Below are 22741 nucleotides of genomic sequence, written 5' to 3'. Positions count from 1 at the left end.
CCCATGTGCCTGGCGGTACCCGGCAGAGTGCTTCAGATCGAGGAACGGGACGGCACCCGGATGGCCGCCGTCGACTTCGGCGGCGTGGTCAAGGAGGTGTGCCTGGAGTATCTGCCGGACCTCCGGGTCGGCGAGTACGCCATCGTCCACGTCGGGTTCGCCCTTCAGCGGCTGGACGAGGAATCGGCGAAACAGACGCTGGAGCTGTTCGCCGAACTCGGCATGCTCCAGGAGGAGTTCGGCGACGCCTGGGAGATGGCGGCGGCGGAGGCGGGCGTGGCACCGGTGGAAGAGGTGGGCAACCAGTGAAGTACATCGAGGAGTTCCAGGACCCGGAGCTGGCCCGTCGGCTGCTGGACGAGATCGCGGCCACGGTGACCAGGCCGTGGGCGCTGATGGAGGTGTGCGGCGGGCAGACGCACAGCATCATCCGGCACGGTCTCGACCAGCTCCTGCCGGACGAGGTCGAGTTGATCCACGGACCGGGCTGTCCGGTCTGCGTGACCCCGCTGGAGGTCATCGACAAGGCGCTGGAGATCGCCTCCCGCCCCGAGGTGATCTTCTGCTCCTTCGGCGACATGCTGCGGGTGCCGGGCACCGGCCGGGATCTGTTCCAGGTGCGCGGCGAGGGCGGCGACGTACGGGTCGTGTACTCGCCGCTCGACGCCCTGCGGATCGCGCGGCAGAACCCGGACCGGGAGGTCGTGTTCTTCGGCATCGGCTTCGAGACGACCGCGCCCCCCAACGCCATGGCGGTCCATCTGGCCCGCAAGCAGGGCGTCAAGAACTTCAGCATGCTGGTGTCCCACGTCCGCGTCCCACCCGCCATCGAGGCGATCATGTCGTCCCCGAGCTGCCGGGTGCAGGGCTTTCTCGCGGCCGGGCACGTGTGCAGCGTGATGGGCATGGCGGAGTACCCGGAGCTGGCGGAGCGCTTCCGGGTGCCGATCGTGGTGACCGGCTTCGAGCCGCTGGACATCCTCGAAGGCGTACGCCGCACCGTGGGCCGGCTGGAGCGCGGCGAGCACACCGTCGACAACGCCTACGCGCGAGCCGTGCGGCCCGAGGGCAACCCGGCCGCGCGGGCCATGCTGGAGGACGTCTTCGAGGTCACCGACCGCGCCTGGCGGGGCATCGGGGTGATCCCCGACAGCGGCTGGCGGCTGTCGCCGAAGTACCGCGACCACGACGCCGAGCACCGCTTCTCGGTCGAGGGGATCCGGACCGAGGAGCCCGCGGAGTGCCGCAGCGGAGAGGTCCTGCAGGGCCTGCTCAAGCCGCACGAGTGCGCCGCGTTCGGCACCCTGTGTACGCCCCGTACCCCGCTGGGCGCCACGATGGTCTCCAGCGAGGGCGCCTGCGCGGCGTACTACCTGTACCGCCGCCTTGACGTGCCCGCCGCGACCGCCCGGGAGGCGAGCCCCGTTGTCTGACCTCGATGTGACGTCCTGGACCTGCCCGGCCCCGCTGCGTGACCGGCCCCGCGTCGTCATGGGCCACGGCGGCGGCGGTGCCCTCTCCGCCGAGCTGGTCCAGCAGATCTTCGCCCCCGCCTACGGGGGCAGGGCCCTCGCCCAGCTGGGCGACTCCGCCGTGCTCTCCCTCGGCGGGGCCCGGCTGGCCTTCTCCACGGACTCCTACGTCGTCCGTCCGCTGTTCTTCCCCGGCGGCAGCATCGGTGACCTGGCGGTCAACGGCACCGTCAACGACCTCGCCATGAGCGGGGCCCGGGCCGCCTATCTCTCCTGCGGTTTCATCCTCGAAGAGGGCGTGGAGCTGGAGACGGTCACCCGGGTGGCCGAGGCGCTGGGCGCAGCCGCGCGCACGGCGGGCGTGGAGGTGGCGACCGGTGACACCAAGGTCGTGGAGGCCGGACACGGCGACGGCATCTACCTCAACACCGCCGGCATCGGTGTCGTCCCGGCGGGCGTCGACCTGCGTCCGCAGCGGGTCGTGCCCGGTGATGTCGTGATCGTCAGCGGCGCGATCGGCGTCCACGGGGTGGCGGTCATGAGCGTCCGTGAGGGCCTGGAGTTCGGCGTGGAGATCGAGAGCGACTGCGCCGCGCTCGGTGGCCTGGTCGACGCCATGCTCGCCGTCACCCCGGATCTGCACGTGCTGCGCGATCCCACCCGGGGCGGCCTCGCGGCCTCCCTCAACGAGATCGCGGCGGCCTCCGGCGCGGGGGTGGTCGTCCGGGAACGCGACGTCCCCGTCCCGCCCGCCGTGGCGGGCGCCTGCGCCATCCTCGGCCTGGACCCGATGTACATCGCCAACGAGGGCAAGCTGGTGGCCTTCGTGCCGCGCGAGCACGCCGACGCCGTGCTGGGCGCGATGCGGGCGCACCCCCTGGGCGCGGAGTCCGCGATCATCGGCGAGGCCGTCGAGGCCCACCCCGGCATGGTCGTGGCCCGCACCGGGCTGGGCGGCACACGCGTGGTCGACCTGCCGCTCGGGGAGCAGCTGCCGAGGATCTGCTGAGCGGCTCCCGGAGGCTTCGCTCCGGCGATGAGGGGGCTGCCCGAACAATCGCTCGCGCGTTAGGTTGAGCGCGTGCGATTGAGAGTGGAGTTCACGACCGAGCCCTTCGACCTGGACGAGGCACCCGCGCACGCGCTGGTCGCCCGCCAGGTCGTCGAGGCGGCCGAGCTGGACGCCGTGGACGTCGGTCCGTTCGGCAACACGGCGGAGGGCGGCAGTGACGCCGTGCTCACCGCCGTGGACGCCCTGCTGCGCAGCACCCTGGAAGCCGGTGCCACCCGGATCACGCTCCAGGTCAACGTGGTCGGGGAGGGCGAGGAGTGACCGGCACCGGGGACGAGCCCTTCATCGCGGCGGTGAAGCCGCTGGTCGACGCCATGGGCGGCGAGATACTCCCGCCGGACGAGGCCGGACCCGAGGACGTCGTGCTGTCCTGGGAGGGCGCCGACGTCGTCGCCGTACGCCTGCCGCAGCTCGCCGACTCCCTCGATCACATCCTGGCGGCCATGGAGCGCCGCAAGGGCAAGCCGCTGGCCGACCTGGACCGCAAGGCCAAGCAGGAGGTCGTACGGATACTGGAAGCGCGCGGTGCCTTCTCCGTACGGCACGGCGTGGAGACCGTCGCGAGCGCGCTCGGCGTGAGCCGCTTCACGGTCTACAACTATCTGAACCGTGAGAAGGGCGCCTGACGCGTCACCTCTCCGTTTCGGTACCGCGAATTTTCAACAAAGTGTTGACGTCTCGTCGTCGTAGGGCGTTAGCTATCGGCACGCCCGTTCAGTACGAAGGCCCTTCGCGGCCACGGAGGCTCCCGTGACGTCGAATTCCACGCCCCCGGGCCTGGCCCGGTTCAACGCCCTGGAGGAGCATGCGGCCCACGCCGCCCTCCACGAGGCGTGCGCCTCCACGGCATGGGCGCGCCGGCTGCTCGCCGCCCGCCCCTACGCCACCACCGACGCCCTCTACACGGCCAGCGACGCCGCCATGGCCGAGCTGACCGCCGAGGACCTCGCGGAGGCCATGGCCGGGCACCCGCCGATCGGCCGCCCCAAGCCGGGCGACCCGACCTCGGCCCGGGAGCAGAGCGGCATGGCAGGCGCCTCCGAGGAGCTCAAGGCGGAGATGCTCGAACTCAACCTCGCCTACCAGGACACGTTCGGCCATGTCTTCCTGATCTGCGCCACCGGCCGCACCGGCGAGCAGATGCGCGACGCGGTCAAGGAGCGGATCGGTAACTCGCCGGAGCAGGAGCGGGAGATCGTCCGCACCGAGCTGGGCAAGATCAACCGTATTCGGCTCGCCCGCATCGTCGAAGAGGACTGACAGCAGCATGAGCACCAGCACCACCGCCTCCGTGTCCACGCACATCCTGGACACCTCCGTCGGCCGCCCCGCCGAGGGCGTCGCCGTCCAGCTCTCCGCCCGCTCCGGGCGCGAGACGGACTGGCAGGCGCTCGGCGGCTCCGCGACCGACGCGGACGGGCGGTGCAAGGACCTCCCGGCGCTGCCGGAGGGCACCACACACGTACGGCTCGACTTCGCCGTGGAGCCGTATTTCGAGAAGAAGCAAGCCGATGCGCAGCAGGACGCCCCCGCGAATCGGGACAGCGGTGCCGTGTTCTTCCCCGAGGTGGCGATCACCTTCGCCGTGAAGCCCGGGGAGCATTACCACGTACCGCTGCTGCTCAACCCGTTCGGCTACTCCGTTTACCGAGGGAGCTAGCAGACACCATGCCCACGATTCTGGGACAGAACCAGTACGGCAAGGCCGAGAACCGAGTCGTAAAGATCACGCGGGACGGCGCCACCCACCACATCAAGGACCTCAACGTATCCGTGGCCCTGTCGGGCGACATGGAAGAGGTCCACTACTCCGGCTCCAACGCCAACTGCCTGCCGACCGACACCACCAAGAACACGGTGTTCGCGTTCGCCAAGGAGCACGGCATAGAGTCCGCCGAGCAGTTCGGCATCCACCTGGCCCGGCACTTCGTGACCAGCCAGGAGCCGATCAAGACGGCCCGGATCCGCATCGAGGAGTACGCCTGGGAGCGGATCGAGGCCTCCGACGCCAACTCGCAGTTCATCGGCGCCGACGAGGTCAAGCACTCGTTCGTACGCAAGGGCCAGGAGACCCGGCTGACCCAGATCACCTACGACGGTTCGTCGTGGGAGGTCATCTCCGGGCTCAAGGACCTCGTCGTGATGAACTCGACCAACTCCGAATTCTGGGGCTACGTCAAGGACAAGTACACGACGCTCAAGGAGGCCTACGACCGCATCCTGGCCACCCAGGTCTCCGGCCGCTGGCGGTTCAACTGGACCGACGATGAGCAGCGGATGCCCAACTGGGAGAAGTCCTACGAGCAGACCAAGAAGCACATGCTCCAGGCCTTCGCCGAGACGTACTCGCTCTCGCTCCAGCAGACCCTGTACCAGATGGGTTCGCGGATCATCAACAACCGCAGTGAGATCGACGAGGTCCGCTTCTCCCTCCCGAACAAGCACCACTTCCTGGTGGACCTGGAGCCGTTCGGGCTGAAGAACGACAACGAGGTGTACTACGCCGCCGACCGCCCGTACGGCCTGATCGAGGCCACCATTCTGCGGGACGGCTGCGAGCCGAGGATCCCGGTGGACCTCACCAACCTGTAGTGACTCCGCATATCGGCACCCGCGGCCGGTGACCTCCCCGATCCGGCCGCGGCACTCGAACCCCCGGGTCCTGCCGTGCCCTCTCCACATCAGCGCAAAGGACGCATCATGGCAGCAGACCAGCGCATCGTCATCGAGAACTGTTCGATCGCGACGGTGGATGCCGACGACACCGAGTACGCGAGCGGCCATGTCGTCATCAGCGGCAACCGCGTCGAATCGCTCGGCGCGGGCAGGGCTCCCGAGGGCCTGGAGAACGTCGTACGCCGTATCGACGCCACCGGCCACCTCGTGACCCCCGGCCTGATCAACACCCACCACCACTTCTACCAGTGGATCACCCGGGGACTGGCCACCGACCACAATCTCTTCGACTGGCTCGTCGCCCTCTACCCGACCTGGGCGCGCATCGACGAGCCGATGGTCCGCTCCGCCGCGCAGGGCTCCCTGGCCATGATGGCCCGCGGCGGTGTCACCACCGCCATGGACCACCACTACGTCCACCCGCGGGGCTCCGGCGACCTGTCCGGCGCCATCATCGGCGCCGCCCGTGACATGGGTGTCCGCTTCACCCTCGCCCGCGGCTCCATGGACCGCGGCGAGAAGGACGGCGGGCTGCCGCCGGACTTCGCCGTCGAGACCCTCGAAGGCGCACTGGCCGCGACCGAGGAGACCGTCGAGCGGCACCACGACGCCTCCTTCGACGCGATGACCCAGGTCGCCGTCGCCCCGTGCTCGCCGTTCTCCATCTCCACCGAACTCCTCAAGCAAGGCGCAGAGTTGGCCCGCCGCCTCGGTGTGCGCCTGCACACCCACGGCTCGGAGACCGTGGAGGAGGAGAAGTTCTGCCACGAGCTGTTCGGCATGGGGCCGACCGACTACTTCGAGTCCACCGGCTGGCTCGGCGAGGACGTGTGGATGGCGCACTGCGTCCACATGAACGACTCCGACATCGCCGCCTTCGCCCGTACGAAGACGGGTGTCGCCCACTGCCCGTCCTCCAACGCCCGTCTGGCGGCCGGCATCGCCCGCGTCCCCGATATGCTCGCGGCCGGCGTCCCGGTCGGCCTCGGCGTCGACGGCACCGCGTCCAACGAGTCCGGCGAACTGCACACCGAACTGCGCAACGCGCTGCTCATCAACCGCCTCGGCGCACACCGGGAAGCGGCACTGAACGCCCGTCAGGCGCTGCGTCTGGGAACCTTCGGCGGCGCCCAGGTCCTCGGCCGTGCCGCCGAGATCGGCTCTCTCGAGCCCGGCAAGCTGGCCGACCTGGTGCTGTGGAAGCTGGACACGCTCGCCCACGCCTCCATCGCCGACCCGGTGACCGCGCTGGTCTTCGGCGCGGCGGCCCCGGTCACCGCGTCGTTCGTGAACGGCCGGCAGATCGTGGAGCAGGGCCGGCTGCTCACCGCCGACGAGGACGCGATCGCCCGCTCGACGCGGGAGCAGGCCCAGCGCCTGGCGCGGATCGCCGGACAGGCCTGAGCGGCTGAAGATCTCCGGTCGGGAGGGACGGCTCCCGACCGGTGGCCGTGGACCCGAGCGGGGTCCACGGCGACCGTCTCCGGGGCGCGCGTGACGCGTGCGCCCCGGAACGGTCTCCGTTCTCCTCACCCAGAACGGGCCCGTCCCCGGTCCCGCACGACCGCGCACCACCTCCTTGAACCCGCGCCAGAGCCGACGCGTTTAACCGACCGGAGGAGAGCCGCAGTGCCCGTCCACCCCGTAGACGAGAAACTCCCCGCCCTGAAAATGGCGACGACCGGCCTTCAGCACGTGGCCGCCATGTACGCGGGAGTCGTCGCCCCGCCCCTGATCGTCGGCGCGGCCATCGGCCTGACCGCCGCCGAGCTGACCTTCCTCACCGGCGCCTGCCTGTTCACCGCGGGCATCGCGACCTTCCTCCAGACGCTCGGCATCTGGAAGATCGGCGCCCGGCTGCCCTTCGTCAACGGCGTCACCTTCGCGGGCGTCGCGCCCATGACGGCGATCGTCGCCTCCACCGAGGACAAGTCCGACGCCCTGCCGATCATCTTCGGCGCGGTGATCGTCGCCGGCCTCCTCGGGTTCGTCGCCGCCCCCTTCTTCAGCAAGGCGGTGCGCTTCTTCCCGCCGGTGGTGACCGGCACGGTCATCACGCTGATCGGCATATCACTGCTGCCGGTCGCCTTCGGCTGGGCGCAGGGCCCGAACCCGGCGGCCCACGACTACGGTTCGGCGACGAACCTGGGCCTGGCGGCCGCGACGCTGCTGATCGTGCTCCTCCTGCGGCGCTTCACCCGAGGCTTCGTGAAGCAGATCGCGGTGCTGCTGGGCCTGGTGATCGGCACGCTCATCGCGATCCCGTTCGGCGTCACGGACTTCGCGCCCGTGGCCGACGCGGACGTCATCGGCTTCCCGACCCCGTTCCACTTCGGCGCCCCGCAGTTCCAGCTCGCCGCGATCATCTCGCTGTGCGTGGTGATGGTGGTGTCGATGACGGAATCGACGGCCGACATGCTGGCGCTGGGCGAGATCGTGGAACGCCCGGCCGACGAGAAGACCATCGCGGCGGGCCTGCGCGCCGACACCCTCGGCTCCGCGCTCAGCCCCCTGTTCAACGGCTTCATGTGCAGCGCCTTCGCCCAGAACATCGGCCTGGTCGCGATGACGAAGATCCGCAGCCGGTACGTCGTCGCCGTGGGCGGCGGGTTCCTGGTGCTGATGGGCCTGTGCCCGATGGCCGCCTCGCTCATCGCGGTCGTACCGCGCCCGGTGCTGGGCGGAGCGGGCGTGGTCCTGTTCGGTTCCGTCGCCGCGAGCGGCATCCAGACCCTGGTCCGGGCCGGCCTGGAGAAGGACAACAACATCCTGATCGTCGCCGTCTCGCTGGCCGTCGGCATCATCCCGATCACGGCGCCGGAGTTCTACCACGCCTTCCCGGAGACGGCCAGGATCGTCCTGGACTCGGGCATCTCGACCGGCTGTGTGGCGGCGGTCGCGCTCAACCTCGTCTTCAACCACCTGGGCAGGCAGTCGAACGCCCAGGACGTCACGCATCCCATGGAGGCAGGAGAGGAGATCACCGTGGCGACCCGGGCCCCGGCCACTCCATGAGGCGGACGAACAACTCGGCCTGCTCGACGGCGTCGTCCCGCGTGCTGCGTGTGACGACGCCGCGACAGCAGCTCACGCGGCCGCCGCCGTGCCTCAGCGCGCGGCGAGTGCCCGGCAGGGAAGGGCGTCCGGGAGGCGGCCGGTGAAGAAGGAGCGGGGCGGGACGCCCATCAAGGTGCGGAAGTCGGTCGTCATGTGGGACTGGTCGTAGTGGCCGGTCGTGGCGGCGAGTTGGGCCCAGGGGACGTCGTCCGCCTGGGCCGGCACCGCGCGCACGCGGTTGATGCGGGCGTAGTGCTTGGGGGAGAGTCCCACGCCGTCGGTGAAGAGGTTGCGCAACTGGCGCTCACTGACGGCGAGTTCACGTGCCACCTCCCGCACCCGCCCGGGCACGCGTCCGGTCCGCATCGACAGGGCCCTCGCAGGGCCGCCCTCCTTCAATCCCGCCGCCCCCGCAGTGCGACAGCCGCCAAACCCAGCGCGCCCACCGCGATCCCCGTCGCCACCCGGAACGCCAGCTGGTACCCCTCGGCGGTGGCGGTCACCGGGCCCGTGCCGTCGGCGAGCAGCCCCTCCGTCCGGCTCGCCGCCAGCACCGACAGCACCGCCAGTCCGAGCGAACCGCCCACCACCTGTGTGGTGTTGAACAGCCCGGACGCCAACCCGGCGTCCTCCTCCCGGGCCCCCGACATCGCGAGCCCGGTCAGTGCCGGCATCGCCGCGGCGAAGCCGGTGGCGAGGAGCAGCAGAGGCGGGAGGACGTCCGCGGCGTACGAGCCGTCGACGGGTGCGCGGCTCAGCAGCGCCATGCCCACGACGATGAGCAGCAGCCCGGCGAGCAGGACGCGGTACGCACCGAACCGGCCGACGGTACGGGCCGAGAAGCCCAGCATGAGCACCCCGATGGCGATCGGCGCCGGCAGGAAGGCCGTGCCGGTGAGCAACTCGCCGTATCCCAGGACGCGTTGGAGATAGAGCGCGCCGATGAACTGGAAGCCGTACATCGTCGCGATCATCAGGATCTGCACGGCGTTCGCGCCGCTCAGCAGCCGGGAGCCGAACAGCCGCAGCCGCAGCAGCGGACGCGCCGCCCGTGCCTGTCGGAGCGTGAACGCCACGAACAGGGTCAGGGCCAGGGCGGCCGACAGCAGGGTGGCGGTGAGATCGCGGTCGCCCGCGCCGACGATGACGTACACCGTGAGCATCAACGCGCCGGTCACCAGGGCCGCGCCCGGATAGTTGGCGCCCTTGCCGAGCCCCGCTCCGCGGTCCGGCGCCAGGATCCGCACGGCCGCGAGCCATGCCGCCACCCCGATCGGCAGGTTGATCAGGAAGATCCAGTGCCAGTTCAGGGCCTCGGTCAGCGCCCCGCCGAGGAACGTGCCGAGCGCCCCGCCCGCCGCGCCGACCGCGCTGAACACCGCGATGGCGCGGGCCTGTTCACGGGGCTCGGGGAACAGAGCGACGAGCATGCCGAGCACGACGGCCGAGGTCATCGCCCCGCCCACGCCCTGCACCGCCCGCGCCGCGATCAGCACGCCCTGCCCGGTGGCCACCCCGCACAGCACGGAGGCCGCGGTGAACACGGCGAGCCCCGCGGTGAACATCCGCTTGGGGCCGATCAGATCGCCGAGCCGGCCCACCAGCAACAGCAGCCCGCCGAAGGGGATCAGATACGCGTTGACCACCCAGGCCAGCCCCGGCCCCGAGAAACCGAGGTCGCTCTGGATGGCCGGCATGGCCACCGTGACGATGTTGCCGTCCAGGATCGTCATCAGCGTCCCCGCGCACAGCACGACGAGGGACGCCCAGCGGGAGTACGTTCGCTGCGTTCGGCGCGGTGTCCGCGACCGGGACTCGACGAGGGCCATGGCGCTGCTGCCTCCGGATTCTCCATAGGTGCACGACTTGTAACGGGGTACATCGTGAGTGACCATGGAGAGCGGCGTAAGGAGGCAGTCCGATGTACCGGAGGAACACCGGTGTAACAGTCCAGGCAGTGAACGCGCAGGCGTGCCCGGTCCGGGAAGTTCTTGACAGGGTGTCCGGGAAATGGAGCGTCCAGATCCTTGTCGCGGCCGTCCACGGTCCCATCCGGTTCACGGAGTTGGAGCGCGGCATCGAGGGCATCAGCCGCCGGATGCTGACGCTCACCCTGCGCAATCTGGAGCGCGACGGCCTCGTCACCCGTACCGTCCATCCGACGGTGCCGCCGAAGGTGGAGTACGAACTGACCCCGGTGGCCAGGGAGTTGCACGAGACCCTGCAACGCCTCACCGACTGGGCCGAACGCAACAGGGTCCATATCGCCGAGTCACGCGCGGCCTATGACGCCGAGCACGACCAGGAGACGGTGTGACGGCGGGGTGACTACAGTCCGAACAGGCTCGGGTCCGTGGACAGTTCCTTGAAGTAGTGCTGGGGATTCGCCACCAGCTTGCGGGCCGTCAGGTCCATCAGCCCGCCGACGCCCTCGAGTTCGGCCGCCACCGTGCCGTCGGCCTTGCTGATGGTCTGCAGGACGCGGAAGGTCTTGCCGCCCGACCACTCGAAGGCGCAGGTCACGTCGACCTCGTCACCGGCGAGGAGCTCGCGCTGGTAGCGGATGGTCGTCTCCAGCGCGACGGGACCCACCCCCTTGCCCATCAGGCCGGTCTGGGTGATGCCCGCGGCCTGGAGCAGTGACCAGCGCGCGTGCTCGGCGTAGTTGATGTACACGCTCTGATTGACGTGCCCCTGGGTGTCGGTCTCGTAGCCGCGGACGGTGACCCGGACGGAAAACTGCTCGCTCACTGCTTCCCCTTCTCGCCTTCGGTGCCTGGTGCACCGATCTTGGCACGCACGTCATGCCCGTCGTGGGGACGCCAGCAGATAGCGCGCCCTGGTGCGCGGCTCGGTGTGCTCGCCGACCTGCCAGCCCGCCTCTTCCAGTGTGGCCGCGCAGGCCCGCAGTCGCGCGCCGTCGCTCTCGTGCACGGCGACGGCCTCCGGCTGCGGAGTCGCCCGCACCCGGTACCCGTCCGTGGAGTCCGGCTCCGCCGGGGGGTGTCCGGCCGCCTCCAGGGCGAGCGCGGCAGCCTGCACGAGATGCGTGCGCTCCCAGCCGCACGGCCGGTCCACGGCCCCGTCGGGACTGGTCATCCGGCGCAGCTCCAGCAGGCCCTGCCAGGCCCCGCGCACCTCACGCAGCCGGGCCGGGCCCGACCGCGGGGCGTCCTCCTCGCCGCCGATCCGCGCGGCGAACACGCCCCGGGCAGCGGTTTCCTCGGGCTGTGCGGGCGGCGCCGGCTCGGCCTCCCGTATCCGATGTCCCGCCGGTGTCAGGAAATGATCGTGCGGTGGCCGCGGGTGGCGGAAGGCGAGGCCCCGCTTCACCAGTGCCGCGAGCTGTGTCTCGGTGCCCCTGAGCCGTCCCGTGTCGGGGTCGGCGGCGTCGATGACACGCCGCTGGGCGGCGGTCGGTGGTCTGGTCACGGCGTGCTCCTCCCCGGGCGCTTCGGGCGCCGCTCCGCCTGCCGGCGGGGCGGCGACCTCATCTGCTGGGAAGGCTACGTCCCGGGTCTGACATTCCACCCCGAGATCACCGGCCGCCCGTGCTCCGTGCTCAGTCGGCACACCGTCCCCGTGGCCAGCTGGAACAGTGCCCCGTCGGCGGGCGGCAGCCCGAGTCGCCGGGCCGTGAGCACGCGCAGGAAGTGTCCGTGGGCCACCAGCACCACGCACCCCTCGGTGTTGGCGAACGCGGCGTCCACCTTGGCCAGCATCCGGTCGGCACGCTTCCCGACCTGCTCCGGGCTCTCCCCGGGATGGTCGGGCGGCCCCGGCGCGACACCGTCCCGGAACAGGAACCAGTCGGGCCGTTCGTGCTGGATCTCGACGGTCGTGATGCCCTCGTAGCCGCCGTAGTCCCACTCCCGCAGATCGGGGTCGACCCGCGTGCCGTGCAGCCCGATCAGCTCGGCCGTCTCCCGTGCCCGCTGCGCCGGGCTGACGAACGACGCCCCGATCCGATGCGAGCGGATCAGCGGCACGAGCCGCCGTGCCTCCTCCCGCCCGTGTTCGGTGAGCGGTACGTCGGTCCAGCCGGTGTGCCGTCCGGAGCGGGACCACTCGGTCTCGCCGTGCCGGACGAGGAAGAGATCACTCATGGTCTCAGGCTAGGAGATCGCCGGGAGGGGGACCGGTCACGTCTGCCGGTACCCGCTCAGGAACCGGCCGATCCGGCCGATCGCCGCCTCCAGGTCCTCGGCGTGGGGCAGGGTCAGGATGCGGAAGTGGTCGGGCGTCGGCCAGTTGAAGCCCGTGCCCTGGACCACCTGGATCTTCTCGCGCAGCAGCAGGTCCAGGACGAACTTCTCGTCGTCGTGGATCTTGTGCACCTTGGGGTCGATGCGCGGGAAGGCGTACAGCGCGCCCTTCGGCTTCACGCAGGACACGCCGGGGATCTCGTTGAGCTTCTCCCAGGCCACGTCGCGCTGTTCGTACAGACGGCCGCCGGGGTTCGTGAGGTCCCGGATCGACTGACGGCCGCCGAGCGCCGCCTGGATGGCGTACTGGGCGGGCGCGTTGGCGCACAGTCGCATGGAGGCCAGCATGGTCAGGCCCTCCAGATAGTCCTTCGCGTGCTGCTTCGGACCGGTGACCACCATCCAGCCGGAGCGGAAACCCGCCACCCGGTACGTCTTCGACAGGCCGCAGAAGGTGAGGACGACCAGGTCGGGGGCGAGAGTGGCGACCGAGTGGTGCACGGCGTCGTCGTACAGGATCTGGTCGTAGATCTCGTCGGCGAAGACCATCAGACCGTGCCGGCGGGCCAGGTCGAGGATGCCCTCCAGGATCTCCTTGGGGTAGACCGCGCCGGTGGGGTTGTTGGGGTTGATGATGACCACGGCCCGGGTGCGGTCCGTGATCTTCGACGCCATGTCGTCCAGGTCCGGGTACCAGTCGGCCTGCTCGTCGCAGAGGTAGTGCACCGCCTTGCCGCCGGCGAGGGTCGTGACGGCGGTCCAGAGCGGGAAGTCCGGGGCGGGGATGAGGATCTCGTCGCCGTCCTCGACCAGTGCCTGTACGGCCATGGAGACCAGCTCGGAGACGCCGTTGCCGAGGAAGACGTCGTCGACGCCGACCTCCAGGCCGAGCGTCTGGTAGCGCTGGGCGACGGCGCGGCGGGCGGAGAGGATGCCGCGCGAGTCGGTGTAGCCGTGCGCCTGGGGGAGCATCCGGATCATGTCCTGGAGGATCTCCTCCGGCGCCTCGAAACCGAAGAGCGCGGGGTTGCCGGTGTTCAGGCGCAGCACGCTGTGGCCCGCCTCCTCCAGCGCGTTCGCGTGCTCGATCACCGGGCCGCGGATCTCGTAACAGACCTCGCTCAGCTTGCTCGACTGCCGGAACTCCATGCGCGCTCGCCTCTCCGGTTTCGTGTGTTGCTTGGTTTTACCAAGTTCGAGCTTGGAAAGTCCAACAACATGTCTAGACTGCGTCGCATGTCACCTCGCCGAAGCTACGACCAGTACTGTTCCGCCGCCCGCGCGCTCGACACCGTCGGCGACCGCTGGACCCTGCTGATCGTCCGGGAGCTGCTGGCCGGCCCGCGGCGCTACACCGACCTGCACGCCGACCTGCCCGGCGTCAGCACGGACGTCCTTGCGTCCCGGCTGAAGGACATGGAACGGGACGGGATCAGTACACGGCGACGGCTGCCGCCGCCCGGAGCGGCCTACGTCTACGAACTCACCCCGCGAGGAAGGGAGTTGCTGCCCGTTCTCCAGGCGCTGGGGGAGTGGGGCCGGGCCGAGCTCGGCGAGCGGCGGCCCACCGACGCGGTGCGGGCACACTGGTTCGCGCTGCCGCTGCTGCGGGCGCTGGACGGGGAGGGTCTCGTCGAAGTCCACCTGGAGGAGGGCGACTTCCACCTGTACGTCGGCGCCGAGGACGGGCCGGTCTACGGCGACGGTCCCGCCCCCGGGGAGCCCGACGCGCGGCTGGTCCTGGACTCCGGGACGTGCGAGGCGGTCGCCCGTGGGGAGTTGACCGTGACCGACGCCGTACGGGACGGCCGTATCGAGGTGACCGGCGAGGGAACGCTCGCCAAGGCGCTCAAGGAGGCGTGAACGGCCAAGGGGCCCACCGCCGAAGCGGTGAGCCCCTTGTGACGAGATGTCAGGCGCCCGGCGGCACCCGCGTCGGCCGTCCGGCCCCGCGGGTCAGCGCGTAACCGCCGATGCCCGCGAGCGCGGCCAGCACACCGCCGATCGCGGTCCACACCCAGCGGTCCGACCACCAGGCGGAGGCCCAGCCGTCGTCGGGCTCGATGCTCGACAGCACCGCCGAGGCCGACGAAGTCTCCTCGTCCTCCTGCGACTTCACGGCCACGCCCGGCACGAGCGGCGCCGCCAGCGAGCCGTCCACGGCGGCCGAACCGCCGACGTCCTCGGAGTCGACACGGACCTCGGCGCCGACCGGCAGACCCAGGTCGGAGGTGGGCACGTCCACGACCGTCAGCCGGACGTAGTAGGTGCCCGGCAGCGGGTCGTTGCCCCAAGGCTCCGACCAGGCCCGCACGGTACGCAGGACACAGGTCAGCTCGACCGAGGAGGTGCCCGCCGCGGCGGTGCGGGTCCGAGCGCCGTACTGGCAGGCCTGACGGCGGCGCAGTCCGTCGTACACGTCGATCTGCCAGGTCTCGGCGGCGTGCGTGTCCGGCAGCTTCACCGTCGCCCGTACGGTGGGGCGCTGTCCGGCGTCCGCCGGGAACGACCAGTACAGGTAGTCACCGGTGGAGGCGCTCGCCGCGGCCGTCTGCCCCTGCTCGACCTCGGCCGCCGTGCGGAAGGAGGTACCCGCCGTGGTCGGCGCGCCGCCCTCCTGCGACGCGCTCGGCGACGGCGAGGAGTCGGCCGCGGCGGGCCCCGCCGCCAGCCCCAGCGCCAGCAGGGCGCCGCTCAGCACACGTGTGATCCGCATCAGTTGGTCCTCCAGACCGCGACCCGCCAGCGCGACACCCAGCCCCAGACGACACCGGCGAGGAAGCCGGTCAGGATCAGCGCGCCCAGCAGCCACCAGCCCCGCCCGAGGCCGAAGGAGGCCACGTCGCTCGACGTCGACGGCCCGTCCACGACGTCGACCGTCAGCTCCAGCGGCAGACCGGGCGTGGTCTGCACCCCGGAGCCCGCCGAGAAGGACTGGGTGACCTGCAGGCACACGGTCTCGGCGGACGCGGTGTCCTCGTCGTCACCGTCGGCCTCAGCCTTCGGGTAGCGCAGACCGGTCGACACGACATCCGTACGGCCGTTGCCCGCGGCCTCACCGCGCACGATCTCCCGGCCGCGCTCGGTCACCGCCCGCAGCAGCACTCCGTAGGAGGGGTTCACGGCCCGGTCGGCCGACACGCTCACCGAGGTGCGCAGCTCCTGGCCGGGCTCGACGTCCACGCGATACCAGCGCTGCTGCCCGAACTCCTCACGGTCGGTGTACAGGCCGGACTTCAGCGTCGGCGCCTTCGCGCACCGGTCGGCGCCCGTCGTCGCGACCGGCGTCACCACCGGATCGGCCGCCCGGTCCACCAACTGGTTGACCTTGTCGGCGAGTTCGTCGGTGTGCTCGACGGAGGTGAAGGTACCGCCGGTCGCCTCGGCGATACAGCTCAGCTGCCGGCGCAGCTTGGTGTTCGGGACCAGGCCGAGCGTGTCGATGGTCAGGCCGATGCCCTTGGCGGCGATCTCGCGGGCCACCTCGCACGGGTCGAGCGGGGCGCAGGTGTCCTCGCCGTCGCTGATCAGCACGATGCGCTTGGAGCCCTCGCCGCCGTCCAGGTCGTCGGCCGCCTTCAGCAGCGCCGGGCCGATCGGCGTCCAGCCGGTGGGCGTCAGCGTCGCCACCGCCGTCTTGGCCTCGGTACGGTCCAGCGGGCCGACCGGGTAGAGCTGCGCGGTGTCCTTGCAGCCCGTCCTGCGGTCGTCGCCCGGGTAGTTGGCGCCGAGGGTGCGGATGCCGAGCCGGACCTCCTCCGGGGTCGCGTCCAGCACCTCGTTGAAGGCCTGCTTGGCCGCGGCCATCCGCGACTGGCCGTCGATGTCCTTCGCCCGCATCGAGCCGCTGACGTCGATCACGAGATCGACCTTCGGGGCGGTGGCGGTGGTCTCGTCGGCGACCGCCCCGGCCGGGAAGGCTATCCCGGCCGTGAGCGCGGCGAGCAGGGCACAGACCCCTGCCGCCAGCCGTTGTGTTCTGATCATCGGCGGATCTTATTGATCTCAGGTGTCCCGCTTCAAAACGGGACCGGAACACGGGTCAGAACACCTCGGTGACCAGCGGATTGGGCAGCTCGGCCCACTGATCCCCGGGTGTCCCCGGCGACAGCCGCATCAGCGACAGCGCCTTCGTCGGCAGCGGCTCGGCCGGGAAGGCCGCCAGGTCCACGGTGGACGGCAGATCCCGTACGACCGCCTCCAGCGCCCCGCGCAGCGCCGGGCCCGAGCCCGCCGTACCGGCGAGCGCGCCCGCCACCAGCGAGCCGAACAGCTTGCGGCGCAGGGCCGTCACATCGTCCGTGACGATCCGGCCGGTCAGCTCGGGCACCGGGATGCCGTGCCGGGCAAGCCGCGCCGGGCTGATGCGGATGTCGGCGAGGTCGCGATAGACCAGCCGCAGCGGGGAGCCGTCGGCCGACAGGACCACGAGCAGGTTCTGGCCGTGTGCCTCCAGCGCCACGCCCAGCTCCAGCAGCCGCAGCCCCACGGTGAGCGCGAGCCGCGTGAAATCCGCCAGCCACCGCGGGGACCGGGGCAGCTCCGTGGTCGCCAGCGCGGCCACCGGAACCACCCGCTCACCGGGCCCGGCGTACTCCTGCGGCGACTCGCGCAGCACCGCGGCCAGATCGGGGGAGCCGGCCGTGGCCGCCCCCAGCGTGCGCGTGACGTGCAGCAGCCCGTCCGCACGGGTCGCCAGCATCTCCGCGAAGTCCGACAGCGTGGCCGACAGACCGATGGAGTAGCCCGAGATGTCCCGCACCGAGGACGTCAGCCGAGCGCTCAACGCCGTCTTGACATGCGGCCCTTGCGGCAGCGCGAGCGTGCGCAGGGACATCAGCGGATGCGCGGCTAGCCCGTCGGCGTAGGGATCGCAGGGCCGCTTGAGCACATGCTCGGCCTGCCACGGATGCACCGGCAGCAGCAGCCGCTCCCCGTCCCGCATCCTCTCCGGCCACGCGCCCGTCACCAGGCACTCCTCCACCCGCACCGGCACCAGCCCCAGCGTCACCACCGGCCGGTGCTCCGGCCCGTACGCCAGCTGCTCGGCGACCGAGAAGCCGGGCCGGGAACGGCAGTTGGGATGGAACGGATGCCCGTCCACGACCCGCTGCTCCCACTCCCACTCCAGCGACGGCCACCCCTTCGAACGAGCCTCCTGCCCGGCCCGCGACAGCGCGGACGAGGCGACGCTGTGGCCGAGTTCGGCGGCGAAGGCCGAACCGTGCGGGACGGCCAGGTCGGTCAGCAGCCGGGCCGGATCGTCGTACGCGGTCCCGTCGAGCCGTACGGCGGTGACGTACGCGGCGGTGGCGTACGGGTCGGCGTGCGGGCCGTGCAGTCGACGGCCGTCCGCAAGACGCAGGGTCAGGCCCTCGGCGCCCCGTTCACGGCCGGCCACCCAGGGCAGCGGCTCGTACGCGAGGGCACGCCACAGCCGGGTCAGGACGGCCGCCCGGGCTCCGGGGAGCTCGGCCGAGTAGCGCGACACGAGGTCGGGACGCACTTCGGCCAGTTCGGCGGCGACCTCGGCCTCTGCGCTGGGAGGACGGTGCACGGGCGGGCTCCTCGGGTACGAGTAGTGCGTCGGACAGGCGCCGACGACAGACATACTGATCGTCTTCCCACCTGAACGGACCGTAGAGAACGAGTGGATCGCGTGCACCTCAACCCTCGGAGCGCAGCCGACGTCGCGGACCACGCCGACGCCCGCGCGCTCGCGCCCCTGCTCAACTGCCTGCTGCGCGAGGTGGCCGAGCCGCTCCGGGAGCCCGGGGCGCCGGACGCGGCGGATCCGGCCGGGCCGGACGGCGGGCGGCGGGTGTACCGGCTGGGCGGCACGGGCCGGCTGCTGCGGGTCCGCGGCGAGCGGCGGCCCGCCGAACCCGAGGTGCACGTGCACGGCGGCTGGCAGCGCGTCGGACACACCGAGCTGGTCAAACTCGTGGCCGACGAGCTGCGCCGCCACACGGGTCTGTCCAACCACGAACTGCCCGCCGAGATGATCGACAGCCGGGACGCGGTCGCCGCGCTGCTCACGGCACGCACGCGTGCCACCCCGCCGGACGACCCCTACCTGCGCTCCGAACAGTCCCTCCTGACCGGCCACCCCTACCACCCCGCCCCCAAGGCGCGCGGCGGCGGCCCGGTCGCCGCCTGGCTCCCCTACGCCCCCGAGGCGCACGCCCGCTTCCCGCTGACGCTGCTCGGGGTGCGCGAGGACACGGTCGTCGAGGAGGGCGACACCACCGCCCTGGACGCCCTCGGCGAGGCACCGCCCGGATACCGGCTGCTTCCGGCCCACCCCTGGCAGCTCGACCTGGCCGCCCGGGAGCTCTCGGACGCCTTCGCCGACGGCCGGCTGCTGCGGCTGGGCACGACCGGCTTCGACGCCTGGCCGACGGCCGCGATCCGCACGCTGTACGCCCCCGAGCACGACCTCTTCCTGAAGTTCAGCCTGGACGTGCGCATCACCAACGACATCCGCCGGCTGTGGCGCCACGACCTGCTGAGACTGCGCCGCACCGACACCGCCGCGGCCGGCGCCCTCGCCGCCCAGGACGGCCCCGCCGCCTGGCTCGCCGACCGCGGCTACCGCACCGCCGGCTTCGCCTTCGAGGAACTCGCGGTCCTGGTCCGCGACGGGCTGCGCGGGAGCGTGCTCCCGGGCGCGACGCCGCTGCTCGCCGCCGGACTGGTCGAGGGCTTCGAGGGCAGCCCGCTCGACGGCGCCCGGGATCCGGCGGCCTGGTGGGAGGCGTATCTGGCCCAGGTCGTGCCGCCCGCCCTCGCGGTCTTCGCCGACCACGGCGTCGTACTGGAGGCGCACCTGCAGAACACGCTGGTCGCCGTTGCCGCCGACGGCATGCCGGTGCAGGCGCTGTTCCGGGACGCCGAGGGCGTGAAGCTGCTGCCGGAGGTGTCACGGGAGGCCGGCTGGGAGCGGCTGGTGTACTGCCTGGTCGTCAACCACCTCGTGGAGATCGCCGGCGCCCTCGTCGCACACCACCCGGCCCTGAACCCCTGGCCGGCGTTCCGCCGCGAACTGTCCCGCCACGACCTCCCGGAGATCCCGGCCCTCCTGTCCTCCCCCACCCTGCCCGGCAAGACCAACCTGCTCCTGCGCTGGACCGGGGCGGACGGCGCGGCGGCACGCTATCTGCCCCTGCCGAACCCGCTGGCGGGGTGAGCGCCGACACGCAGGGCCCGGGGTGCCGGGTGCCGCGTCGGCAGCGCGTCCGGGCGGGCGTCGGGGTCGGCGAGCAGCAGCTCCTGGCGACCCACACCCCGGATCAGCCTTGGCCGACTGTCACACCTGGTCACTATGCTCGTCCCATGCTGAGAGAGGTCAACGCGACCCGTTACGTCACCCCGCTACGGTCCGGCGGATCCGTGCCCGGTGTCTTCGAGGCCGACGACCTCGGCACCTATGTCGTGAAGTTCACCGGCTCCGCGCAGGGCCGCAAGGCGCTGGTCGCCGAGGTGATCGTCGGGGAGCTCGCCCGGGCGCTGGGGTTGCGTTTCCCGGAGCTGGTGCTGGTGCACTTCGACCCCGCCGTCGCGGACAGCGAGCCGCACCAGGAGGTGCGGGACCTGCACGCCGCGAGCGCGGGCGTCAACCTCGGCATGGACTTCCTGCCGGGCGCGCGGGACTTCACCCCGGAGGTCGCGAAGACCTTCCGCGTGGACCCGCTGGAGGCCGGCCGGATCGTCTGGCTGGACGCCTTGACCGCGAACGTCGACCGTACGGTCCACAGCTCGAACCTGATGATCTGGCCGACGTCCGGCACGGTCCCGGCGCGCCTGTGGCTGATCGACCACGGCGCGGCCCTGATCTTCCACCACCGCTGGGACGGCGCCGACCCCGAGAAGTCCTACGACTTCCGCCATCACGCCCTCGGCCACTACGCCCCGGACGTGCGCGCCGCCGACGCGGAACTGGCCCCCAGGGTGACCGAGGAACTGCTGCGGACGATCGTCGCGGAGGTGCCGGACGCCTGGCTGGCCCACGAGCCCGGCGCCCTGTCGCCCGGCGAGGTCCGCGACGCCTACGTCGCCCACCTCCACGCGCGCGTGCGGGCCTCCGCCGCCTGGCTCCCCACCGACTTCCCCACCCGGGAGGAACTCGCCGCCGAGGAGGCCCGCAGGGCGGCGAAGACTCGGCAAGGCCGGCCGAACTGGCTCAAGCAGGTGCCCGACCTGCACGGCAAGCCGGCCGCGGAACAGGATGGGGCGGTGCACCTGGGATGAGTGGCCCTGGGACGAGTGGTCGTGTCGAGATCGAGTACTGCACCCAGTGCAGATGGCTGCCGCGTGCGGTCTGGCTGGCGCAGGAACTGCTCACCACCTTCGAGGCGGAGCTGTCCGAACTGGCGCTGAAGCCGGGCAGGGGCGGGGTGTTCGTGGTGCGCGTGGACGACGAGGTGGTCTGGGACCGCCGCGAGCAGGGCTTCCCCGAGCCGACGGCCGTGAAGCAGGCCGTACGCGACCGAGTGGCCCCGGGGAAGTCCCTGGGCCACTCGGACACATGACAGTGAGTCAGCCGCGCAGCTGCTCGTACGCCGGCAGCGTCAGGAAGTCCACGTAGTCCTGGTCGAGGGAGACCTCCAGGAGCAGGTCGTGGGCCTGCTGCCAGTGGCCGGCCGCGAAGGCCTCCTCGCCGATCTCGGCGCGGATGTTCGCCAGTTCCTCTGCGGCGACCTTGCGGGCCAGCTCCGGCGTGGCGTGCTCGCCGTTCTCGAACTCGACGCCCGCGTTGATCCACTGCCAGATCTGCGAGCGGGAGATCTCGGCGGTGGCCGCGTCCTCCATGAGGTTGAAGATGGCGACCGCGCCGAGGCCGCGCAGCCACGCCTCGATGTAGCGGATGCCGACCTGGACGGCGTTGACCAGGCCCGGGTACGTCGGCTTGGCGTCCAGGGAGTCGACGGCGATCAGGTCGGCCGCCTCGACGTGGACGTCCTCCCGCAGCCGGTCCTTCTGGTTCGGCCGGTCGCCGAGGACCTTGTCGAAGGACTCCATGGCGATCGGGACCAGGTCGGGGTGGGCGACCCAGGAGCCGTCGAAGCCGTCGCCGGCCTCACGGTCCTTGTCGGCGCGGACCTTCTCGAAGGCCACCTTGTTGACCTCGGCGTCCCGGCGGGACGGGATGAACGCCGCCATGCCGCCGATCGCGTGCGCACCGCGCTTGTGGCAGGTGCGGACGAGGAGTTCGGTGTACGCCCGCATGAACGGGGCCGTCATCGTGACCGCGTTGCGGTCCGGCAGGACGAACTTCTGGCCGCCGTCACGGAAGTTCTTGACGATGGAGAACAGGTAGTCCCAGCGGCCTGCGTTCAACCCCGAGGCGTGGTCGCGCAGTTCGTAGAGGATCTCCTCCATCTCGTACGCCGCCGTGATCGTCTCGATCAGGACGGTCGCGCGGACGGTGCCCTGCGGGATGCCGACGTAGTCCTGCGCGAAGACGAAGACCTCGTTCCAGAGGCGGGCCTCCAGGTGCGACTCCGTCTTGGGGAGGTAGAAGTAGGGGCCCTTGCCGAGGTCGAGCAGGCGCTGGGCGTTGTGGAAGAAGTACAGGCCGAAGTCGACGAGGGCGCCGGGCACCGGCACGCCGTCGACCTGGAGGTGGCGCTCGTTCAGGTGCCATCCGCGCGGGCGCATGACGACGGTCGCGAGCTGGTCGGCGTCCTTGAGGGCGTACGACTTGCCGGACCTCTCGTCGGTGAAGTCGATGTTCCGGGTGTACGCGTCGCTCAGGTTGATCTGGCCGAGGACGACGTTCTCCCAGGTGGGCGCGGAGGCGTCCTCGAAGTCGGCGAGCCAGACCCTGGCGCCCGAGTTGAGGGCGTTGATGGTCATCTTGCGGTCGGTGGGGCCGGTGATCTCGACCCGGCGGTCCTGGAGCGCGGGCGGGCACACGGCCACACGCCAGGAGTCGTCCGCGCGGACCGCGGCGGTCTCCGGGAGGAAGTCGAGCGTGGAGGTGCGGGCGATCTCGGCGCGGCGCTCGGCACGACGGGCGAGGAGTTCATCACGCCGGGGCGTGAACCGGCGGTGCAGCTCGGCCACGAAGGCGAGGGCCGGCTCCGTCAGGACCTCCTCCTGCCGCGGCAGGGGCTCGGCGTCGACGATGGCCAGCGGGGACGGCGCTGGTGCGGACATGAGCTGTCACTTCCTTCAGCGGTGGCACCGGGTGCCAGTCGAACCGGGTACGGCGAGGAACGCCCCTGGAGCGGTAGGGCGCTTCTGAACAGTGGATA

24 protein-coding genes and 1 pseudogene are annotated in these 22741 nt (G+C 71.3%); 15 read left to right on the top strand and 10 right to left on the bottom strand.

The genetic code is table 11. The features are described 5' to 3' along the window. The first annotated feature begins 3 nt into the window (after positions 1-3). The 10 genes from ACFPQ9_RS05415 (at position 4) to ACFPQ9_RS05370 (ending at position 8235) form a co-directional block, all read left to right on the top strand. Positions 4-309 carry a HypC/HybG/HupF family hydrogenase formation chaperone gene (locus ACFPQ9_RS05415; protein ID WP_380847316.1) on the top strand — a complete coding sequence of 102 codons (306 nt, stop codon included), beginning with the start codon at positions 4-6 and terminating at the stop codon, positions 307-309. Further along, positions 306-1433, top strand: coding sequence for a hydrogenase formation protein HypD (gene hypD, locus ACFPQ9_RS05410; RefSeq protein ID WP_380847313.1), 1128 nt, complete (start codon positions 306-308; stop codon positions 1431-1433). The genes ACFPQ9_RS05415 and hypD overlap by 4 nt, the downstream gene beginning before the upstream one ends. Next, positions 1426-2481 (top strand): hydrogenase expression/formation protein HypE, encoded by a 1056-nt coding sequence (gene hypE, locus ACFPQ9_RS05405; protein ID WP_380847310.1) that lies wholly within the window; start codon positions 1426-1428, stop codon positions 2479-2481. The genes hypD and hypE overlap by 8 nt, the downstream gene beginning before the upstream one ends. Positions 2482-2553: 72 nt before the next feature. Then, positions 2554-2805, top strand: coding sequence for a hypothetical protein (locus ACFPQ9_RS05400; RefSeq protein WP_380847307.1), 252 nt, complete (start codon positions 2554-2556; stop codon positions 2803-2805). Continuing rightward, the gene (locus ACFPQ9_RS05395) at positions 2802-3170 is read left to right on the top strand and encodes a helix-turn-helix domain-containing protein (protein ID WP_128429378.1); all 369 of its coding nucleotides are present in this window, start codon (positions 2802-2804) and stop codon (positions 3168-3170) included. Before ACFPQ9_RS05400 ends, ACFPQ9_RS05395 begins: the two co-directional genes overlap by 4 nt. 124 nt (positions 3171-3294) lie before the next feature. Then, entirely contained in the window at positions 3295-3804 is a 510-nt protein-coding gene (gene uraD / locus ACFPQ9_RS05390) for a 2-oxo-4-hydroxy-4-carboxy-5-ureidoimidazoline decarboxylase (protein WP_380847304.1), read from the top strand. Positions 3805-3811: 7 nt separating this feature from the next. Continuing rightward, entirely contained in the window at positions 3812-4204 is a 393-nt protein-coding gene (gene uraH, locus ACFPQ9_RS05385) for a hydroxyisourate hydrolase (RefSeq protein WP_380847301.1), read from the top strand. Positions 4205-4212: 8 nt separating this feature from the next. Next, positions 4213-5136, top strand: coding sequence for a factor-independent urate hydroxylase (gene pucL / locus ACFPQ9_RS05380; protein ID WP_380847298.1), 924 nt, complete (start codon positions 4213-4215; stop codon positions 5134-5136). 108 nt (positions 5137-5244) lie between these two features. Next, positions 5245-6624: an 8-oxoguanine deaminase gene (locus ACFPQ9_RS05375; RefSeq protein ID WP_380847295.1), complete on the top strand. Its 1380-nt coding sequence runs from the start codon at positions 5245-5247 to the stop codon at positions 6622-6624. 225 nt (positions 6625-6849) lie between these two features. Beyond that, a complete protein-coding gene (locus ACFPQ9_RS05370; protein WP_380847292.1) occupies positions 6850-8235 on the top strand; it encodes a nucleobase:cation symporter-2 family protein in 1386 nt (461 codons plus the stop codon). A 93-nt stretch (positions 8236-8328) separates the two neighbouring features. On the opposite strand, the pseudogene ACFPQ9_RS05365 reads toward ACFPQ9_RS05370, so the two are convergent. Together ACFPQ9_RS05365 and ACFPQ9_RS05360 are read right to left on the bottom strand one after the other, a co-directional pair. Continuing rightward, positions 8329-8652: pseudogene (locus ACFPQ9_RS05365) on the bottom strand (helix-turn-helix domain-containing protein); the annotation flags it as partial. A gap of 20 nt (positions 8653-8672) precedes the next feature. Continuing rightward, entirely contained in the window at positions 8673-10106 is a 1434-nt protein-coding gene (locus ACFPQ9_RS05360; RefSeq protein WP_380848431.1) for an MFS transporter, read from the bottom strand. Positions 10107-10198: 92 nt separating this feature from the next. Between ACFPQ9_RS05360 and ACFPQ9_RS05355 the strand changes: the two genes are divergently transcribed. Continuing rightward, complete coding sequence (locus ACFPQ9_RS05355; RefSeq protein ID WP_380847289.1) at positions 10199-10594, top strand: winged helix-turn-helix transcriptional regulator; 396 nt, start codon at positions 10199-10201, stop codon at positions 10592-10594. An 11-nt stretch (positions 10595-10605) separates the two neighbouring features. Here ACFPQ9_RS05355 and ACFPQ9_RS05350 read toward each other — a convergent pair whose 3' ends face one another. From ACFPQ9_RS05350 to ACFPQ9_RS05335, 4 genes are all read right to left on the bottom strand, one after another. Beyond that, complete coding sequence (locus ACFPQ9_RS05350) at positions 10606-11028, bottom strand: acyl-CoA thioesterase (RefSeq protein ID WP_380847286.1); 423 nt, start codon at positions 11026-11028, stop codon at positions 10606-10608. A gap of 51 nt (positions 11029-11079) precedes the next feature. Further along, a complete protein-coding gene (locus ACFPQ9_RS05345; RefSeq protein ID WP_380847283.1) occupies positions 11080-11709 on the bottom strand; it encodes a hypothetical protein in 630 nt (209 codons plus the stop codon). Between the two features lie 74 nt (positions 11710-11783). Beyond that, on the bottom strand, positions 11784-12383 hold the full coding sequence (locus ACFPQ9_RS05340; RefSeq protein WP_380847280.1) for a histidine phosphatase family protein: 600 nt from the start codon (positions 12381-12383) through the stop codon (positions 11784-11786). A gap of 36 nt (positions 12384-12419) precedes the next feature. Continuing rightward, positions 12420-13631: a pyridoxal phosphate-dependent aminotransferase gene (locus ACFPQ9_RS05335; RefSeq protein WP_380847277.1), complete on the bottom strand. Its 1212-nt coding sequence runs from the start codon at positions 13629-13631 to the stop codon at positions 12420-12422. Positions 13632-13718: 87 nt separating this feature from the next. On the opposite strand from ACFPQ9_RS05335, the gene ACFPQ9_RS05330 reads away from it, so the two are divergent. Then, positions 13719-14345 carry a winged helix-turn-helix transcriptional regulator gene (locus ACFPQ9_RS05330; RefSeq protein ID WP_380847274.1) on the top strand — a complete coding sequence of 209 codons (627 nt, stop codon included), beginning with the start codon at positions 13719-13721 and terminating at the stop codon, positions 14343-14345. Between the two features lie 49 nt (positions 14346-14394). Here ACFPQ9_RS05330 and ACFPQ9_RS05325 read toward each other — a convergent pair whose 3' ends face one another. The 3 genes from ACFPQ9_RS05325 to ACFPQ9_RS05315 are packed head-to-tail and all read right to left on the bottom strand — an operon-like array spanning position 14395 to position 18039. Beyond that, the gene (locus tag ACFPQ9_RS05325) at positions 14395-15198 is read right to left on the bottom strand and encodes a hypothetical protein (protein ID WP_380847271.1); all 804 of its coding nucleotides are present in this window, start codon (positions 15196-15198) and stop codon (positions 14395-14397) included. After that, positions 15198-16469 (bottom strand): VWA domain-containing protein, encoded by a 1272-nt coding sequence (locus tag ACFPQ9_RS05320; protein WP_380847268.1) that lies wholly within the window; start codon positions 16467-16469, stop codon positions 15198-15200. The genes ACFPQ9_RS05325 and ACFPQ9_RS05320 overlap by 1 nt, the downstream gene beginning before the upstream one ends. 55 nt (positions 16470-16524) lie before the next feature. Continuing rightward, entirely contained in the window at positions 16525-18039 is a 1515-nt protein-coding gene (locus ACFPQ9_RS05315; RefSeq protein ID WP_380847265.1) for an IucA/IucC family protein, read from the bottom strand. Positions 18040-18132: 93 nt separating this feature from the next. Here ACFPQ9_RS05315 and ACFPQ9_RS05310 point away from each other — a divergent pair, with 93 nt between their 5' ends. From ACFPQ9_RS05310 to ACFPQ9_RS05300, 3 genes are all read left to right on the top strand, one after another. After that, entirely contained in the window at positions 18133-19671 is a 1539-nt protein-coding gene (locus tag ACFPQ9_RS05310; protein WP_380847262.1) for an IucA/IucC family protein, read from the top strand. 146 nt (positions 19672-19817) lie between these two features. Next, the gene (locus tag ACFPQ9_RS05305; protein ID WP_380847259.1) at positions 19818-20732 is read left to right on the top strand and encodes a HipA family kinase; all 915 of its coding nucleotides are present in this window, start codon (positions 19818-19820) and stop codon (positions 20730-20732) included. Beyond that, positions 20729-21013 (top strand): Rdx family protein, encoded by a 285-nt coding sequence (locus tag ACFPQ9_RS05300; RefSeq protein ID WP_380847256.1) that lies wholly within the window; start codon positions 20729-20731, stop codon positions 21011-21013. Before ACFPQ9_RS05305 ends, ACFPQ9_RS05300 begins: the two co-directional genes overlap by 4 nt. Positions 21014-21020: 7 nt before the next feature. Here the strand turns inward: ACFPQ9_RS05300 and aceB are convergent, their stop codons facing one another. Next, positions 21021-22643 (bottom strand): malate synthase A, encoded by a 1623-nt coding sequence (aceB, locus tag ACFPQ9_RS05295; protein WP_380847254.1) that lies wholly within the window; start codon positions 22641-22643, stop codon positions 21021-21023. Positions 22644-22741: the final 98 nt, after the last annotated feature.

The sequence above is a fragment of the Streptomyces coerulescens genome, assembly GCF_042657965.1.
In the GTDB taxonomy this organism is placed as follows: Bacteria; Actinomycetota; Actinomycetes; order Streptomycetales; family Streptomycetaceae; genus Streptomyces; species Streptomyces coerulescens.
Note: the sequence above shows the minus strand (reverse complement) of the source record. Positions and strands in the feature narration are given on the sequence as shown.

Excerpts from the sequence above, each read along its gene's own strand:
- ACFPQ9_RS05330 (WP_380847274.1), top strand. The coding sequence starts at position 13,719 with ATGTCACCTCGCCGAAGCTACGACCAGTACTGTTCCGCCGCCCGCGCG.
- ACFPQ9_RS05305 (WP_380847259.1), top strand. The coding sequence starts at position 19,818 with ATGCTGAGAGAGGTCAACGCGACCCGTTACGTCACCCCGCTACGGTCC.
- ACFPQ9_RS05325 (WP_380847271.1), bottom strand. The coding sequence starts at position 15,198 with ATGCGGATCACACGTGTGCTGAGCGGCGCCCTGCTGGCGCTGGGGCTG.
- ACFPQ9_RS05320 (WP_380847268.1), bottom strand. The coding sequence starts at position 16,469 with ATGATCAGAACACAACGGCTGGCGGCAGGGGTCTGTGCCCTGCTCGCC.
- aceB (WP_380847254.1), bottom strand. The coding sequence starts at position 22,643 with ATGTCCGCACCAGCGCCGTCCCCGCTGGCCATCGTCGACGCCGAGCCC.
- ACFPQ9_RS05300 (WP_380847256.1), top strand. The coding sequence starts at position 20,729 with ATGAGTGGCCCTGGGACGAGTGGTCGTGTCGAGATCGAGTACTGCACC.
- ACFPQ9_RS05415 (WP_380847316.1), top strand. The coding sequence starts at position 4 with ATGTGCCTGGCGGTACCCGGCAGAGTGCTTCAGATCGAGGAACGGGAC.
- ACFPQ9_RS05375 (WP_380847295.1), top strand. The coding sequence starts at position 5,245 with ATGGCAGCAGACCAGCGCATCGTCATCGAGAACTGTTCGATCGCGACG.
- ACFPQ9_RS05340 (WP_380847280.1), bottom strand. The coding sequence starts at position 12,383 with ATGAGTGATCTCTTCCTCGTCCGGCACGGCGAGACCGAGTGGTCCCGC.
- ACFPQ9_RS05335 (WP_380847277.1), bottom strand. The coding sequence starts at position 13,631 with ATGGAGTTCCGGCAGTCGAGCAAGCTGAGCGAGGTCTGTTACGAGATC.
- uraH (WP_380847301.1), top strand. The coding sequence starts at position 3,812 with ATGAGCACCAGCACCACCGCCTCCGTGTCCACGCACATCCTGGACACC.
- ACFPQ9_RS05360 (WP_380848431.1), bottom strand. The coding sequence starts at position 10,106 with ATGGCCCTCGTCGAGTCCCGGTCGCGGACACCGCGCCGAACGCAGCGA.
- ACFPQ9_RS05355 (WP_380847289.1), top strand. The coding sequence starts at position 10,199 with ATGTACCGGAGGAACACCGGTGTAACAGTCCAGGCAGTGAACGCGCAG.
- pucL (WP_380847298.1), top strand. The coding sequence starts at position 4,213 with ATGCCCACGATTCTGGGACAGAACCAGTACGGCAAGGCCGAGAACCGA.